General features: G+C 55.0%; 11 protein-coding genes. 7 read left to right on the top strand and 4 right to left on the bottom strand.

The features are described 5' to 3' along the window. A partial coding sequence (locus Q0510_RS22205; RefSeq protein ID WP_298716607.1) for a TlpA disulfide reductase family protein occupies positions 1 to 327 on the top strand: 327 nt, incomplete at its 5' end. Positions 328 to 385: 58 nt separating this feature from the next. On the opposite strand, the gene Q0510_RS22200 is transcribed toward Q0510_RS22205, so the two are convergent. The 3 genes from Q0510_RS22200 to Q0510_RS22190 form a co-directional block, all read right to left on the bottom strand. Then, positions 386 to 910 carry a hypothetical protein gene (locus tag Q0510_RS22200; RefSeq protein WP_298716604.1) on the bottom strand — a complete coding sequence of 175 codons (525 nt, stop codon included), beginning with the start codon at positions 908 to 910 and terminating at the stop codon, positions 386 to 388. A gap of 89 nt (positions 911 to 999) precedes the next feature. After that, positions 1,000 to 2,604 (bottom strand): RagB/SusD family nutrient uptake outer membrane protein, encoded by a 1,605-nt coding sequence (locus Q0510_RS22195; protein WP_298716600.1) that lies wholly within the window; start codon positions 2,602 to 2,604, stop codon positions 1,000 to 1,002. 19 nt (positions 2,605 to 2,623) lie between these two features. Continuing rightward, the gene (locus Q0510_RS22190) at positions 2,624 to 5,509 is read right to left on the bottom strand and encodes a TonB-dependent receptor (RefSeq protein ID WP_298716597.1); all 2,886 of its coding nucleotides are present in this window, start codon (positions 5,507 to 5,509) and stop codon (positions 2,624 to 2,626) included. 534 nt (positions 5,510 to 6,043) lie between these two features. Here Q0510_RS22190 and Q0510_RS22185 point away from each other — a divergent pair. Beyond that, positions 6,044 to 7,222, top strand: a complete 1,179-nt coding sequence (locus tag Q0510_RS22185; protein ID WP_298716594.1) for an ROK family transcriptional regulator — start codon at positions 6,044 to 6,046, stop codon at positions 7,220 to 7,222. On the opposite strand, the gene Q0510_RS22180 is transcribed toward Q0510_RS22185, so the two are convergent. Then, positions 7,223 to 8,626 carry a DUF4157 domain-containing protein gene (locus tag Q0510_RS22180; protein WP_298716591.1) on the bottom strand — a complete coding sequence of 468 codons (1,404 nt, stop codon included), beginning with the start codon at positions 8,624 to 8,626 and terminating at the stop codon, positions 7,223 to 7,225. A 211-nt stretch (positions 8,627 to 8,837) separates the two neighbouring features. Here Q0510_RS22180 and Q0510_RS22175 point away from each other — a divergent pair, with 211 nt between their 5' ends. From Q0510_RS22175 to Q0510_RS22155, 5 genes are all read left to right on the top strand, one after another. Beyond that, entirely contained in the window at positions 8,838 to 9,518 is a 681-nt protein-coding gene (locus Q0510_RS22175; RefSeq protein WP_298716589.1) for a GntR family transcriptional regulator, read from the top strand. A 317-nt stretch (positions 9,519 to 9,835) separates the two neighbouring features. Continuing rightward, the gene (locus Q0510_RS22170) at positions 9,836 to 13,186 is read left to right on the top strand and encodes a SusC/RagA family TonB-linked outer membrane protein (protein WP_298716586.1); all 3,351 of its coding nucleotides are present in this window, start codon (positions 9,836 to 9,838) and stop codon (positions 13,184 to 13,186) included. A gap of 26 nt (positions 13,187 to 13,212) precedes the next feature. Beyond that, a complete protein-coding gene (locus Q0510_RS22165; RefSeq protein WP_298716584.1) occupies positions 13,213 to 14,688 on the top strand; it encodes a RagB/SusD family nutrient uptake outer membrane protein in 1,476 nt (491 codons plus the stop codon). Positions 14,689 to 14,698: 10 nt separating this feature from the next. Continuing rightward, complete coding sequence (locus tag Q0510_RS22160; protein ID WP_298716582.1) at positions 14,699 to 15,856, top strand: sialidase family protein; 1,158 nt, start codon at positions 14,699 to 14,701, stop codon at positions 15,854 to 15,856. 19 nt (positions 15,857 to 15,875) lie between these two features. Then, positions 15,876 to 16,777, top strand: a 902-nt coding sequence (locus Q0510_RS22155; RefSeq protein WP_298716580.1) for a sialidase family protein, incomplete at its 3' end; no start/stop codon positions are given.

Raw genomic sequence — 16,777 nt, 5'->3', positions numbered from 1 at the left:
ATCGCCAAAGGCAAGAAATACGTGATCGTGGATTTCTGGGCTTCCTGGTGCGCGCCCTGCCGCAAGGCGGTGCCTGCGCTGAAGGAGTTTTACGCCGAACACGGGAAGGATGTGGAGATCATCAGCGTGTCGATCGATAAAAAGGACGCCGACTGGGTAAAAGCCGACAAAGAAGAGAAATTCCCGTGGAAAAGCTTCCTCGACCGCCAGGAGATTGCCAGTGCATACCAGGTAAAAGCGATCCCCGCCATGTTCCTGCTGGATGCGAAAGGCAACGTAGTGGCAGAGAACGTATCGCTGGAGCAGATTCGTGAAAAGATCAAATAACCGCGCAGTATAGCAGTTGAGCAATGGCCGTTTCCGCAGGGAGGCGGCCATTGTTGTTTCAGATATCGATGCGCCTGGCATTGCGCAGTGCATTGCCGATCCGCAGCCGGTTGTATTGCTGCAAAACGATGGCGGCGAAGTTGAAGATGAAATTGGCAATGGTGACGAGTACTCCCGTTATCCAATATCCAGTTGCAAAAGCATGAATGGCCGTCAGCCCGAAAAAGATCCCGCAGATCCAATGGAACTTCTCGTACATCCGGATCGTGGAGAGATATTTTTCCGCGCCCTCCAGGTTGCCGATGGTGCTGCCGGTGCTATGCGTGGCGGCTTTGGCCCAGTCGCCGTCCTGCGTGAGCTTACGGAAGGTTTTGGCGCCCAGCCGCTCGAAGCCCCGGCGGGTTTTGGCGAGCTGCATCCGTTGGATCAGTTTGTCGGGAAAGAAGGTAGGAAGGAAGGAAATACCGAGGATGATCCATGCCCAGGTTGCCCATCCGGCCGCATACCAGTACCAGAGCACCGGCGCAAAGCACAGGATGGTCCAGAAGAAATTGATGGATTGGTTGAGGGCGTGGGTTTTCATGACGGCAGGTTTCCTGGCGGGAAGATACAGATTAAAATCAAACGGCCGGTCATCCGACCGGCCGTTCTTACCAATTCATACCTGACTTATTAATAACCCGGATTCTGCCTGAGACCGGGGCTTACTTTCAAACTGTTCTCGTGGAACGGCCAAACGTAGTTGTTCGGGCGGAAGGAGCGGTCCTCGATTTTCAAGGTCACTTTTTCGCCGTTCACCATGCGGGTGTGGCCGAGCGCGGGCTCGTTGAGCACTTTTTCGGCGATGCGCCAGCGGATGATATCGTCGTAACGGCGGCCTTCGCCTGCCATTTCAATACGGCGTTCGTTACGGATCAGGTCGATCCATTGCTGCTGGTTGTAAGAGGCATACTTGCCTTTGGTGACGTCGGCGGCATCCATATCCAGGCCGGCACGGCGGCGGATATCGTTGATGCATTTTTTGGCGAGGTCATCTATCTGCCCCTGCATGATCTTCGCTTCGGCGTAGGTCAGCAGTACTTCTGCATAACGGAGCCAGGGGAAGTGCATATTGCCGCCGGTGCGGAAGGCGTCTGCCTCGTCCACGAACTTGCGGTACCAGTAACCCGAGCGGCTGGCGCGCGCTCTTTCGTAGTACATCGGGCTGTTGGGATCGTAAATATTGATCTTTTCGTTCTGGAACATGTCGTCGTGCATGTAGATGCTGGCTGCCAGGCGGGGATCGCGGTTGAGCTTGGGATTGAGCTCATATTCTTCCTTGGTGTGCAGCTCGCAGTCTTCGATTTTTTCGCCCTGGAGCGTCCAGTACGAATCCACCAGCGATTTCAGGGGCACTACGAACGACTGGCCGTTGCCGGTGCGGTATTGCGGGCCCAGGTGCTGGAAGGAGTTGGTGTTGGTATTGCCGTGGCTGGCCATGTCCATCGTGAAGATGAATTCCCTGTTGTTTTTATCTGCTTTGTAGCTGAAGAGGTCGCCGTACTTGGGATGCAGGGAGAATTTGTTGGAATCCATGATCTCCTTGGCGAGGCGCGCCGCGTCTTCATACCGCCCGAAGAACAGGTAGTAGCGCATGATGATGCCTTTGAAGGAATAGCGGTTCAGCATGTACGCGTCGGAAGTGTAGGCGTCCGGCGGCAGGTTGTTGGCGATTTCTTCGGCCATGGGGAAGAGGGTAGCGAGGATTTCTTCTTTCGGCTTCGAAGGCTGCGTGGCTTTTTCGAGATCGGCGGGCTCCAGGTAAAAGGGAACATCTCCCCAGCGGGAAACCATCCAGAAGTAATGCCACACGCGGAGGCCTTGCAGGATGCCTTTGTACTTGGTGCGAACGGCTTCGTCTTCCACATACGGCAAATCGATATTGGCGATGAACACGTTCAAACGGCCGGTATGCTTCATGTGCAGGTCGTAATACCAGTTGAAGGCGGTCGTATTCGAGTTGAAGTTGCCGTTGCCGACCAGCTGGTGGTGATGGCTTTCCAAACGGCTGTACGCATCGTCGGATTTACCGTCGTCCTGGTAGATCAGTTTGGCGTTCAGCCCCTCGCCGGAGAAAACGTCTCTGTAGGAAGAATATACCACGCGGCGGAGATCGTCTTCGGTGTTGAAGAACTCTTCGAACCTGGTGGCAGTCGGGTCTCTTTTATCGAGGAATTTCTCGCATCCGGTCATCGCAGTAGCGCCACAGATCAGGGATGCATAAAAAAGTCTTTTCATGATCAATTGAATAAGTTGATTAGAACATAGTAGCTTTCAATCCAATGCTGTACACGGCCATGCGGGGATATCTGCCGCCGCCGCCGTTTCTTTCAGGCTCAAGCCCTTCCCATTTGGTGAAGGTGATCGCGTCCTGCGCGTTGACATACACCCTTACGTTGCGGATGCTGCCGCCAATTTTCGGGAAAGTGTACCCCAGCTGCATCATTTTGATACGGAAGAAGGAAGCATCACCGAGCCAAACGTTGCTCAGGTACGTGTTGGTGCTGGCGCCGTTCCATACACGGGGGAACCGGCTGTTCTGGTTTTCAGGCGTCCAGCGGTTGTCTGCGTAGTATTGGCGGGGAGCACCCAGTGCGTTGGTGTTGCCGTCAACATGCACGGGATAACCTTCCAAACCTGCAAGGTGGCCGATACGCTTGCCGACGCCCTGGCCGATAACGGAGAAGTCCCAGCGTTTGTACGACAGGTCGACATTGACCGCGTAGTTCATATGCGGGAACGGATCACCCAGGTTCACTCGGTCCAGGTTGTTGATCACGCCGTCGCCGTTCTGGTCGATGTACTTGATGTCGCCGGGTAGCGCGTTCGGCAGCTTGGCAGCCGTTTTGTCTACGTCATCGGCATCACGGAAGTAACCGTTGGACTGGTAACCGTAATAGTTGTCGATAGCCACGCCGCGATACCAAACCTTGTCGGCATTATCCTTGAAGATGAGGGTATCGTTGCTGCGGTAACCCGCTTTCAGCACTTTGTTCTTGTTGTCGAACAGCATACCGCCGATGCTGTAATGGAAGTTTTCACCGATTTTGTCGTTCCATTTCAGCGACAGCTCGAAGCCTTTGTTTTCCACTTCACCGATGTTCACGGCGGATTCCAGGGTGTGCGAACCGGTCAGCGGCGGCACGGGGAATTTGTCGTAAATCAGGTCGAAGGAAAATTTCCGGTAGATTTCACCGGTAAAGCTCAGGCGTTTGTCGAGGGTGGTCAATTCCATACCCACGTTCCACTGCTTCTGTTTTTCCCAGGAGAAGTTCGGGTTGGGCATGCGCATCGTCCAGCCGTAGTTATTCACGATTTCTTCCCACAGGTAAGGTTTTACGTCTTCGTTACCGATCTGGCCATAAGACACGCGGAAACGGAGGTTATCCACCGCGCCGCTGCTCATCAGCGATTTCATGAATTTCTCGTTGGTTACATTCCAGGCCAATGCCGCAGAGGGGAAGAAGCCCCAGCGGTTGCCCGGCGCGAACTTGGAGCTGCCATCGCCGCGGGCCGTTACTTCGAGGATGTAGCGGCTGTCGAACGAGTAGTTCAGTTTACCGAAGAACGATGCTTTGGAAATTTCATTAAAGTTGGAGAATATCCAGCTCATGGATTCCGCACCGGCGGTGAGGTAGATTTTGTCTTTCCTGCCGCGGAGGTTGGCGGTATAGTTGACGAGCGCGCGGGTGGTGAGCTGGCTTTCGGACACATCCTGTTCTGCACCTACTACGTTGCCCCAGGTGGTAACGGGCTTGCCGTTGCCGTCATAGAACTTGAAAGTGGAGCGCTGCCATTTCTGCGCCGACTTTTTAATTACATACGAAACGTTACCCTCTACATTGAGGTTCTTGGTGATATTGTACCTGGGGCGGAGGTTGATAGTGCTCCAGTCGTGCATGTAATTTTTCGTACCGCCGCGGTTGATGGACGCTACGGGGTTGATATTGTTATGCAGCTGGTAATGCTCATCGATACCCAGCCCGGTATTGGGATAGAATACCTGCTGGGAGGGATTCATACGCCAGGCGAGGGCATAGAGGCCGTGGCCGTCGTCGTTTGCTTGCAGGCGGTCTACCTGCAGGCGGTGCGCGTAGAAGTCGGCCAGCAGCACGAATTTATCGGCGATGTTGATGTTGGTGTTGAAACGTGCGGAGAATTTCTGAGTTCCTTCGATGTTGTTCTGGCCGCCTTCGTTCATGTACCCCAGCATGAGGTTGAATGTTCCCACACCACCGCCGCCGGACACGTTCAGCGCGGTGTTGGAGGAAGTGGCGTTGCGCTGGATCACTTCATCGAGCCAGTCGATGCTCTTCAGCTGGCCGGATTCCATTTTGGCGATGGAGTCAGCCGAAAACGAGGGAGTCTGGCCCTGCATGATGCGCGCTTCGTTATTAAGGCGCATGTAATCTGCGCCGTTCACGAATTTGGGCAGGTCGATGGGTTTGGAAACGGCATACCAGGTGTTGAGGTCTACCTTGAATTTGCCGGTGGCGCCGCGCTCGGTTTCGATCACGATAACGCCGTTGGCGCCGCGGGAACCGTACATGGAGGCGGAGGCCGCGTCTTTCAGGATGGTGATGCTCTTTACCTGGTTGGGATCGATGTCGGAGAGCGACATTTCCATCCCGTCAACGATTACCAGCGGGTCGGCGTTCTGCAGGGTGCTGATGCCGCGGATGGAAATCGAGCCCGGACGGCTGCCGGGAAGGTTGGAGCCCTGCATCATGGTGACGCCGGGGATCGTTCCGGAGAACGCTTCCTCGAGCTTGGCGATGGGGCGGCTTTTGGCCTGTTTCATGTCCATTTCCGCGACAGAGGAGGCCACGTGGCGCCGCTCTACCTTGGAAAAACCCATCACCACCACGCCGTCCAGGTCTTTCCCGCCCTGGGACAACCGGATGTTGATGTTGGTTTTGTCGCCCACCTGGTATTCCCGTTCCTGGAACCCGATGGAGCTGACGATCAGCACGGCGGAGTTACCGGGAACGCTGATTTCGAAGCGGCCGTCGGCCCCGGCGGCCGTACCGATGTTGGTCCCCTTTACGATAACCGTGGCGCCGGGGATAGGGGCGCCCGTAGTGTCCTGCACGCTGCCCCTGACGTTTTTCTGCTGGGCGCTGGCATGCAGAAGGCATAGCATTAGCGATGATAATAGGAATAGATACTTCATAACAATTACGCGTGTTTGTGAAATTTCCGTTTTGTGAATAATTGGTTGATGCAGACATAGCATGCCCCGCCCGTGTTGCGCCTTCGCATCGCGGATGAACAGGTTGGACAAGAGAATGAGAGGGCTTATAGCCCGGACGGATATACTATGTTACAAGGTCAGCAGGTACTTGGATGAATACACTTCAGGCATAGGCCGCCGGGGGGCAAAATGGCTTGCCCTGTCCGGCGGTTTACCGGTTTTAAAACTTTAAATATGTTTTAACAAGACTTGTGTTTTGATTTCAGATTATTTCATGTATGCATTTCAAATATCAGGTCTTATTTCACACTCTTTCAATCTTTTTTGATTTTTTAATAAAAACAAATTACTTCATTAAAAAATTTTTCAAAGATTTGCAGTTAAATCGAAAATACTGGAGCAATGAATCTTAAGTTAATTAATCGTGACCCGTTTTTGATGGATCCGGGGCTTAGTAAGAAGCAAATTCAGCTGAGATACAAGTTGTTACAACACCTTTATACAAAGGGGCCATCTTCGATTTCCGCCCTGTGCGATACGATCGGGATCAGCGCGCCCACGGTATTTAAGATGCTGGGGGAGCTGACGCGGGAGAAAATCGTGGAGAAACGCGGCGTGGGAGAGTCGATCGGCGGGCGAAAACCGGACCTTTTCCGCTTGCAGAAGAACGTTATCTACGTGATATGCATTGATATTGAACTGTTTAAGACCAGTATGGCGATCGTTGACAACAACAATCACTTCGTGACGCCGGTCCAAACCGTTTCGGTTACGCTGTCCCGCAACCGGAAAGCCTATTTCGAAACCCTGCTCGAACATATCCGGGAACTGGTCAAATCCGCCAATATCGAAGAATCCCGGCTGGTGGGGTGCAGCGTGGGCATGCCCGGGCTCATCGACCCCGAAACGGGCGAAAACTACAGCTACCTGCTCGATGAAACCGACGGGCTCACCCTGCGCGAGGCCTTCGAACAGCAGATCGGGCTGCCGGTAGTGATTCAAAACGATGTGAAAGGTTCCGCGCTGGCGGAGCTGCGATATGGCCACGCCATCGGCAGGAAGAACGTGCTGGTTATTTTGATGGACTGGGGCATAGGGCTCGGCATTATCATGGACGGCAAAGTGCAGCATGGCAGCTCCGGATTTTCCGGGGAAATGGGGCATATGCCTTTCGTGGAAAACGGCGAGCTGTGCTATTGCGGGAAATACGGGTGCCTGGAAACGGTGGCTTCAGGGATGACGCTGTCGAAAATGGCGCGGGAAGGTATCTTGTCCGGGCAAAACTCCATCATCAACGACCTTTCCAACAAGGAAATATACCGTATCGAAACGGAACTGATCATCCGCGCAGCCAACAAGGGCGACCAGTACTCGATCCAATTATTGTCGAATATCGGGACGAACCTCGGGAAAGGAATTTCCATCCTTATCCAGCTGTTCAACCCCGAGATGGTGATCCTGAGCGGAAAAATCGCCGCGGCGCGCCAATACATCACGCTGCCCATGCAACAGGCGATCAATACGTACTGCATGACGCAGATCCGGGAAAAAACGCAGATCATATCCTCCGAACTGGGCGACGAATCGCGCCTCCTCGGCTACGCGGCCGCAGGGATTACGTGGTTCTTCGAAGCCATGATCGCGGATGTGAAAGAACGGTAATTACATAAACTTGTCCTTAACGCCGGACGACTTCAGCAAACCCGCATCGATATTGCTGTTCCACCAGTCCTGCGCTTTGGTTTTGCGGCTGTGGTCGGTTTCGGCGTCATAATTTTTCTGGTAAGTGCCGAGCGTCTTTTTGACGGCTTTCATCTTGTCGGACAACTGCTTGCGCTGGCCTGCCAGGGCTTTTTCGGCCGCGGCCATCGCATTTCCCTTTCCGCAGGCTTCCACTTCTTTGGTCGCGAACGAGGATGCGAGAGCCTGCATTTCCGACGACATCTTCTCCGCTACTTCATGCGTGATATCGAAATGGCGCTGTTCGTGGTTGAGCAGAGAAGTGCTGGAATCTTCCAGCCCGGTGCTGATGAGGGATTTTTTGAAGGAAGTTTTGCAGTCACTGAGCTTGCTGGCGTCGACCGTAACGCCGTTATGGTTTTTCCATTGATATTTGATGCCGGTCATCCTGTCCTTCACGCAGGGCGCTTTGATGTTGCCGCAATCCCCGGCGCTGGTAACATTCGTGTTGTAGATTTTATACGACGCGATTTTCTTTTTCTTGAATTCGTTTTCACAATTCTTCACATCGGTATCGCAGGATTTATCGGCTGATTTCTGTTTGGAATTGAAAGAGCTTTCGCAGCCGGGTACGAAGGTATCCGCATGGGCTTCCCGTTCTTTGGGATCGTACAGCCACTTCTTCGCCCAGGATTTATCCTGCCGCATGAAGGCTTTCACATTGAGTTTGCTGGTGTCGCCTTCGATGTTGACTTTGTAGGCTTTGTATTTCTCCGGGTGTTCGGCGGCTTTCTTGTCTTTATCCTTGCCTTTTTCGCAATCCGTGGTTTTTTTCCCGGAAGTGAAAGAAGTGCCGTTTTCGGATTCGGTGAGTTTCTTGAAAGGGTACTTCGACGTGTCGAAGTCTTCGATATCGGAGCTGGTCACGGCTTCATAGCCGGAGGTTTTCTTCGGCACGTCGGCGGCGAAGTCGGCCCATGTGAGCTTCCGGTGGTGGATATCCGCCCGTTGGATGCGCGGGGCGATTTTATTGCTTTGCTGCAGTACATGCGCCAGTTCGTGGGCGAGGAGATGCTGCCCTTCCGGGGAATTGGGCTGGAATTCGTGGTGGTTGAAGTAAACGTCCGTTCCGTAGGTAAATGCCTTGGCCTGGACGTCGGCGTTCATGGCGGCGGCTTTATCGCCGGTGTGGATGTGGACGTTGGAGAAGTCCGCCTGGAAAGCGTTCTCCATGAATTGCCGGGTTTCCTGGGGCAGGGGGGCGCCTTTACCTTTGCTGGCGGCGAGGCGTTCCGGCATGCCGGAAGCGTGCGGCGGTTTGAAGAAGGACGGCTGGGCGGAGGGTTTCCGCGAAGTGTCGCTGCTTTTGCGGCGGATGTTACGCATGGGAATACAGTTGCGCCCGCGCGGCGGCGGGACGGTGATCGGTAATCTTTGACGGTTGAAGGGTAATGCCGGGGTTATGTGTATCCGTATCAAATGTAAGTCAATTGGGCGATTCGTCAAGCAGGCTGAAAAGGGAAAAGAAAACGCGGTATTGCCGGAATCCCGTCCAAATGAGTATATTTGTTCACTTGTGGTACAAAACTAGAAATATATGTTGAACGGTATCAAGCCGATTGCCGCGAAATCCATGGCCGAGCGGGTGGAAGCCAGCCTCCGGGAATATTTTGCAAAAGGAAACTTCAAGCCCGGAGATCCGCTGCCCACCGAACTGGAGCTGGCGGCGGCGCTGGGCGTTAGCCGGAACGTGGTGCGCGAAGCGCTGAGCCGGTTCAAGATGCTGGGCATCATCGAAACGAAAAAGAAAACGGGCATGGTGATCAGCAACCCCGACATCGTGGGCACTTTCCAAAAAGTGCTGACCCCCGAAATCATGGACGAAGCCACCCTGCAGGACCTTTTCGAGCTGCGGCTCGTGCTGGAACTGGGAATTGCGGATCTGCTTTTCATCCATAAAACCCCCAAAGACATCGAGGAGCTGGAAGATATCGTGGCCCGCGAAGTAAAAGGGGATAACTTCCGCATTAACAACGAAATCGCGTTTCACGGCAAATTGTACGAAATGACCGGCAACGAAACGATGAAACAATTCCAGACGCTGCTGTTGCCCGTGTTCGGATACGTCATGAAGCTGGAAAACAAAAAGTACGTTTCCGGGGAAATCACGCATAAAGACCTGGTCCGGATCCTTAAAAAAGGGACCGTCCAGGAGTTTAAAGACGGCATGGCTTCGCACCTGCAGCCGCACGTCGACCGTCTCCGTCAAAAAAAATAATCTCACCAGTCCCGCCATGAGCGGGCTTTTTTCATCTTTTTTTACCGTTCCGAAAAATTAATACCAGGATATTGTTAAAATTGCCTACTTTTAAAATGTAGAACATAACTACTAAATGAGACTTGGCGTTATGATCGAAGGTATTCCAACGTTAGAGGGGCTGTAACCATCCTCCTTCATTTTATTTATTCAAATCCCGCGCCCTGCGGGCCGCACTGCCTGTGATTTAGGCGGTACTGCAGGGCTATTGCCGTTGATGTTCGAACGTCAGCGGTGCGGACTTTTCATTCAATCTTATGTACACAAAACTTCCACACATGACATTGCTAAGATTATGCTGCTGCTGCCTGCTGCTGTTCGTTGCGTTGCCAGGCTTCAGCCAATCCGGGGAAGGAGCGGTGACGGGCGTCGTGCGCGACTCCGCTACGCGGGAGCCTATAATCGGCGTGAGCGTGTCCGTCAAGGGCACGTCGCGGGGCACCGTTACGGACGTGAACGGCAGGTACCGGCTGCAGGTCAATTCCCCTTCTGAAACGCTGCTGTTCAGGATGATCAACTATGCCTTGAAAGAAATTCCCGCCGGCAACCGCCGCGAAATCAACGTAGACCTGGCGGAAACTTCGTCGCAGCTCGGCGAAGTACTTATCGTGGGCTACACCGAGCAATCGACCCGCAAGAACACGGCGTCTATTTCCAAACTGGATGTAGCGGAGCTGAAAAACAATCCCAACCCCAACCCCGTGCAATCCATGCAGGGCAAGATCGCCGGGGTTTCGATCCCGATTACACAGGGCCAGCCGGGTGTGGGTGTTAATAATATTATCATCCGCGGCGGCACCAAGCCCAATGTATATGGTTCCGGCCTGGGCACCAACAACGGCGCTTCCATTGGCGGAACCGACGGCAGCAACCCGCTGGTGGTGGTAGACGGGGTGTTCCGCTCCCTTAACGACATCAACCCGGACGATATCGAATCCTTCCAGGTGATGAAAGACGCTGCGTCCACCGCTATTTACGGAGCCAGGGGCGCCAATGGCGTTATCGTTATCAAGACAAAACGCGGAAAACTTAATTCCCGTTCTTCCGTCACCTTATCCCACCGCAGCACCTGGGAAACCCAGGCCCGCGATTACGATTATCTCTCGGCCGAAGAATACCTCCGCCTGGCGCGCATCACCGTCGCCAACACCTCCGACGCCATCCAGAAAGCGACGCTGCTCAATAACGGCGGCTTCTCAGCCGGCACCCGCGTATACACACGCCCCGGGGATTACGGCAAAAATATTTACTACACCGCGCTGTACGACAATATCGTGCAGGTGGAAGGCCAGGCTTACGTGGATAACCTGCTGACACGCGGCTGGCGCGTGATGGATGATCCCATCAACCCCGGCACCAAACTGTTATATAAAGACAACCACTACCAGGACGAGCTCTGGAACACGGGGTTGTCCAACAACACCAACCTCACGCTGAACGGCGGTACCGACAAGGCCGACTATAACTTCTCCATGGGGTATACCGATCAGAAGGGCGTATTGGTGGGCACGCGTTACAAGCGGTACAGCGCGCTGGGTAACTTCGGCTACCAGGCGTCTGATAAGCTGCGGCTGGATTTCATGGTGAATTACCAGCATACGAAACCCAACTATGTCGACAACTATCAAAACGACCTAGTGCGCTCGATCCGTATCACGCCGCTGATCCGGACGTTCAAGGACGACGGCAACCCCATGCCCGGCGAGCTTTACACGGTCCGCAACCGTTTCCACCTCCTGAAGTACGACGATATCCGTACGTCTACCGAGCGCCTGGTAACCCGCGTGGGCGCGGATCTGACGCTGGCGAAAGGGCTGCACTGGAAACCCTCGATCTCCTACCTGATCGACGATTACCGCGAGCTCATCATGCGAAAAGCCACGCCGGCCGACGAAGTGCAGCCTTCCATGAAGCGCTGGAAAGACGACTACACCAACAATTCGCGGCAGCTGATGCTGGAGCAGGTGTTGCAATACGATACCGATTTCAATAAAGATCACCGGCTGATGATCCTCGGCGGGATGAACTTCACCCGCAACACGAACCACAGCAAGGATATGGGCTCGCAGCGGGCTACCAACGATTATATCTACACCATCGACGAAAATACCACCACAACGATCGATGGCCTGATCGTCACCAACGTTGCGGATTTCGCCACCCGTTTGGGTGAAACGCGCTCAGCCAGTCTTTTCGGACAGTTCGCTTACGATTATAAAGCGAAATACATGCTGGGCGGTTCGTTACGGTACGATGGCTTTTCGAATTTCGCGCCGGAAAACAAATACGCGCTATTTCCGTCGGTGTCTGCCGGCTGGAACATCGACGGCGAGGATTTCTGGGTGCGCAACAAAGCCGTGAGCGCCCTGAAGCTGCGTGGCTCCTGGGGCGTGGCGGGTTTGAGCGGCCTGAGCATCACGGATACCTACGGCGAATACTCAGGCGTAGCTTATGCCACTTATGCGGGCATCGTGCGTACAGGGTTGGCCAATCCGCGCCTGCGCTGGGAATCGACCGTTACTACGGACATCGCCCTGGAAGCGGGATTGCTGGACAACCGGATCAACCTGTCGTTGGGCGTGTATGACAAACTGACGAAAGACCGCCTGACCTCCAAACCGCTCCCGTCCGAATCGCCTTTCACATCCATCACTTACAACAACGGTGCGCTGCGCAACAGGGGTATCGAAATCGCGGCAGGCGCCCATATCATCAAGGGCAAGGAATTCTCCTGGCATGCCAATTTCTCCTTTGCATTCAACCGCACGACCATCGACAAATTGCCCGGCAACGGCCGCGCGAAGAACCGTCAGGGCGGCGACCTGGTGTTCGACAGGGCTACGGGCCAGATGGTGGAAGCCGGCGGCCTGGCGGAAGGGGAACGTCCTTATGCTATTTATGCGTTCAATGTGCTGGGCGTATTCGCGACCGATGAGGAAGCGGCAGCCTGGAATTCCCGCATCAAAGACAATCTCGCTTCGCCGGAAGGTATCCGTGTGGGCAAGCGTGGCGGGGATTTCATTTTTGAAGATGTGAATAGTGATGGGATTATTGATATGAAAGACCAGGTGTTCATCGGTTATCGCAATCCCGATAAAATCGGCGGTATTCAGAATACATTTAACTATAAAGGTTTTTCGCTTCGCGTGAATGCCGACTATGCCATCGGGCATATGATCAGCAACGGCGCGCTGGCCCGCTCGATGGGGCAGGGCAGGGCGTTCAACGAGGGCGCACCCGCGCAGGCGCTGGCCGGCGACGTATGGAAGAACCAGGGCGATGCAGGCAAGAAATACGCGCGTTTCTCTTTTGCGGATTATGATTTTGGGCAACGGCAATACCTGCGCAACGGCAGCCTCGGCAATAACAGCAGCTACAATTCGGATGTGTCCGTTATGTTCGAGAAAGGCGATTTCCTGGCCTTGCGCGAGATCACGTTGTCATACGATTTTCCGGCTGCGTGGATGAAGAGAATCCGCTCGCAGGGCATCAACGTGTCGGCCAGCGTGTACAACGTAGCTTATCTCACGGCCTACAAGGGCCTCAACCCGGAGATATACAGCGGTTTCGATCCCGGCGGTTATCCGCGCCCGCGCCAGTTCTCGCTCGGGGCTAACATGAGATTCTGATTATTTAACGAATTAACTGCAGAGTTATGAAAAAATGGACGATACGATTTTGGGCAGCTTTCACGGCCGTGAGCATCCTCTCCGGATGCGACGCGATCCTGGAAGTGGAGCCGCAATCCAATATTACGGACGAAGTGTATTTCCGGAATGAAAGCGACTTCGAGCCGAATGTGGTGGGCATTTATACGGTGGTCCGCAGTCTGGCCAACAACGTAACTTACGGTACGGAACGGGGCGAAGAGCTGGTGTCCGCCAACAACTCCCGCTTCACGGTGGCCTGGTCGCATACGTTGTCGCCAACCTCCGGCGCGCTGAATTACGCCGAATGGTACCGCGGCATCGGGCATTGCAACCTGATCCTGGAGAAGATCCAGGCGTTTCCCTTCGCTTCGAATCCCGATCTGAAAAAGACCATCCAGGCCGAGGCGCACGCCATGCGCGCCTGGTTTTATTTCCACCTCACCCGCGTGATCGGGGATGCGGCCATTATGCTGCAGGCCGTGGTGGACGATAACGTTCCCGAGCTGCCGCGGTCGCCGGCAACCGCTGTGATGACGCAGATCCTCGCCGATATCGATGCCGCGTCGCAACTCTACACTTCCATGAATTCGTTTTCCAAAACCAGCTATCCTTCCCGCTACCGTTTCTCCTACGGCGCAGTGATGGCGATGAAAGCCGATGCGCTGATGTGGCAGGCCAAAGTGCTGGGCGGCGGCAATGCCTCGCTGGAAGCGGCGCTGGATGCAATCGCGGAAGTGGAAGCCACAGGGCTGCGCCTCAATCCCATATTTGAAGACGTTACCAAAAAACGTGCGAAAGACAATCCGGAAGTCATCATGGCGGCCTTTTACCACCGCGACGAAATGCCCGGCGGCAATTACGGGAAGAATGCCCTGCCGTACGAATCCATCCTCGGCGGCGTGATCAATATCGATTCCATCCCCTGGGTGTACCAATCCGGCAACGGGCAGGGCGCTTACCAGATCAGCCCGCTGTCGCGCTCGCTGTTTACCAATACCGCCGATGTGCGCATCCGCTGCACCTGGGTGACTGAAATCCATGCCGACGGCCCGAAGGTTTCCTGGATCCGGAAAATGCCCGGCACCAAATACCCGGACGACCGCATTTCCGATAACGATGTCATCATTTACCGGCTGGCCGATATCCTGCTGCTGAAAGCCGAAGCCCATGCAGCGCTTAACCAGGGGAGCCTCGCCAAGGCGGCGCTGGACCAGGTGCGCCTGCGAGCCGGAACGGGTGAATACACGGGCGCGCTCGATAAATCATCGCTCGAAAGGGAAATCCTCAATGAGCGCGGGCGCGAGTTGTATTTCGAGAATAAGCGCTGGTGGGACCTGGTGCGTTTCCACAAAGGCGGAACGCTCGATATTTACCAGTACATCCCGAACCTGATCGGCAAAACCACGCCGCTATTCTGGCCGCTCAACACCACCGTACTGGCCAATAATCCGAAAATCGATCAAACGGAAGGTTATAAATAAAAGCATCAAGATGAAATTCATACATAAATTCCTGGCTTTATCGCTATTTACACCGCTGGCCTGGGCCTGCAACGACGATCCGGAAAAGATCTTCCCGAAACTGGAACCGCCTTCTTCCGTGTTGCCATATGTATTCCAGCAGAGTTCAGAAGGATATACCTGCTTCCGCATCCCCGCCATCGTCATGACCAAATCCGGCGCCCTGCTGGCTTTCGCGGAAGGCCGCAAAAATGATTGCAGCGACGAGGGAGACATCGACCTGGTTATGAAGCGGTCCCTCGATTCCGGTAAAACCTGGAGCAAACTGCAGGTTATCTGGAGCGATGCGGACAACACCTGCGGAAACCCGGCTCCCGTGGTGGATCAAAACACCGGCACCATCCGCCTGCTCATGACCTGGAATTTCGGGCACGACGATATCGGCATGATCAACGCCGGCACCAGCAAGGATACCCGCCGCGTTTACCTCACTTCCTCGGCCGACGAAGGTAAAACCTGGGACGCGCCGAAGGAAATCACCAGTTCGGTAAAAGCCCCCGGCTGGGGATGGTACGCCACCGGCCCCTGCCATGGCATCCAGATCACACAGGGCGCATATAAAAACCGGATGATCGTGCCATGCGATTATATTGAAGTAGGAGCGGGGAGAAGAGGGAATTCCCACGTAATTTACTCGGACGATGCCGGCCTTACCTGGAAGCTGGGCGGGAAAGTACCGCAGCTTTCTGGTTTGAACCCTAACGAAAGCACGGTAGCGGAATTATCGGATGGCAGGCTGATGCTGAACATGCGCGTGGGCGGAAACGATTATAAACGCCTCGCCAGCGTGAGCGCCGACGGTGGCATTACCTGGTCGGAAGCTTACGACGAAGCCACGCTGGTAGACCCCGTATGCCAGGGTTCCCTGCTGTCGGCCATGGTCAACGGCAGCCACCGGCTGTTTTTCTCCAACCCCGGCGCCACCACCCGCACGAATATGACCGTCCGCATGAGCAGCAACGACGGCGGCGCCTGGGACAAAAAGAACCTGGTTTTCGAAGGGCCCTCGGGGTACTCCGACCTGGTGCAGCTGTCCGACACGCACATCGGGTTGCTGTTCGAAGGCGGGCTCAACCGGTATTTTAACGGCATCGCCTTCCGGCAGGTGCCTATTGCGAACATCAAATAACTGAAACGGAAATATGATCATGAACGGAAGAATGAAGATAGCGGCCGCCATTGCGGTGTTTGTGGCACTGGGGCTCGGCGCCTGCAGTTCCTCCCGCCCCGCCGCCTCGGCGCCCGCTGAAGAAACGCACGTGGTCTTCGAACCGGGAGGGCTGTACGCCTCCATGCGCATTCCCGCGCTGGTGGTCACCAAACGGAACACGTTGCTCGCCTTCTGTGAAGCCCGTATCGGCAACGCCAGCGATTGGGCCGATATGCACCTGGCGCTGCGCCGCAGCACCGATGAAGGCCGCACCTGGAGCGATATCCATGTGCTCGACAGCTTCAAACAGGGGCCGGTGGGGAATCCCGTGCCTATCGTCGACGATAAAGGCACTGTACACCTGCTGTACCAGAAAGATTACAAAGACGGATATTATATCTCTTCGGCTGACGACGGGAAAACCTGGTCCCAGCCGCGCGACATCACCGCCGTCTACGACCGCTTCAAACCGGAGTACAACTGGAAAGTGCTGGCGCCCGGTCCGGGCCACGGCATCCAGCTGAAAAACGGGCGGTTGCTTTCTGCCGTATGGCTGGCGGATTCCCGCAAGCTCACCCCGCGCAGGAGCCACGCACCTTCCTGCATGGCCACCATTTACAGCGACGACTACGGCAAAACCTGGCAGCGCGGCGCCATCGTGGCCGACAGCTCGGCGGTAATTGCCAATCCGAACGAAAGCCAGCCGGTGCAATTGCCCGACGGCAACGTGCTGATGAGCATCCGCAACGTGTCCAAAGTAAAGCGCCGCGCCTTCAGCGTGAGTGCAGACGGGATCTCCAACTGGAGCACGCCCCGGTATGCGGAGGAGCTTTTCGATCCTACCTGCATGGCTTCCATCGTGGCTGTGAAATCGGCCGAAGGCAAACCGGCATTGGTGTT

This window comes from uncultured Chitinophaga sp., assembly GCF_937874145.1.
GTDB lineage: Bacteria > Bacteroidota > Bacteroidia > Chitinophagales > Chitinophagaceae > Chitinophaga.
This window is presented reverse-complemented; position numbering and strand designations above follow the sequence as displayed.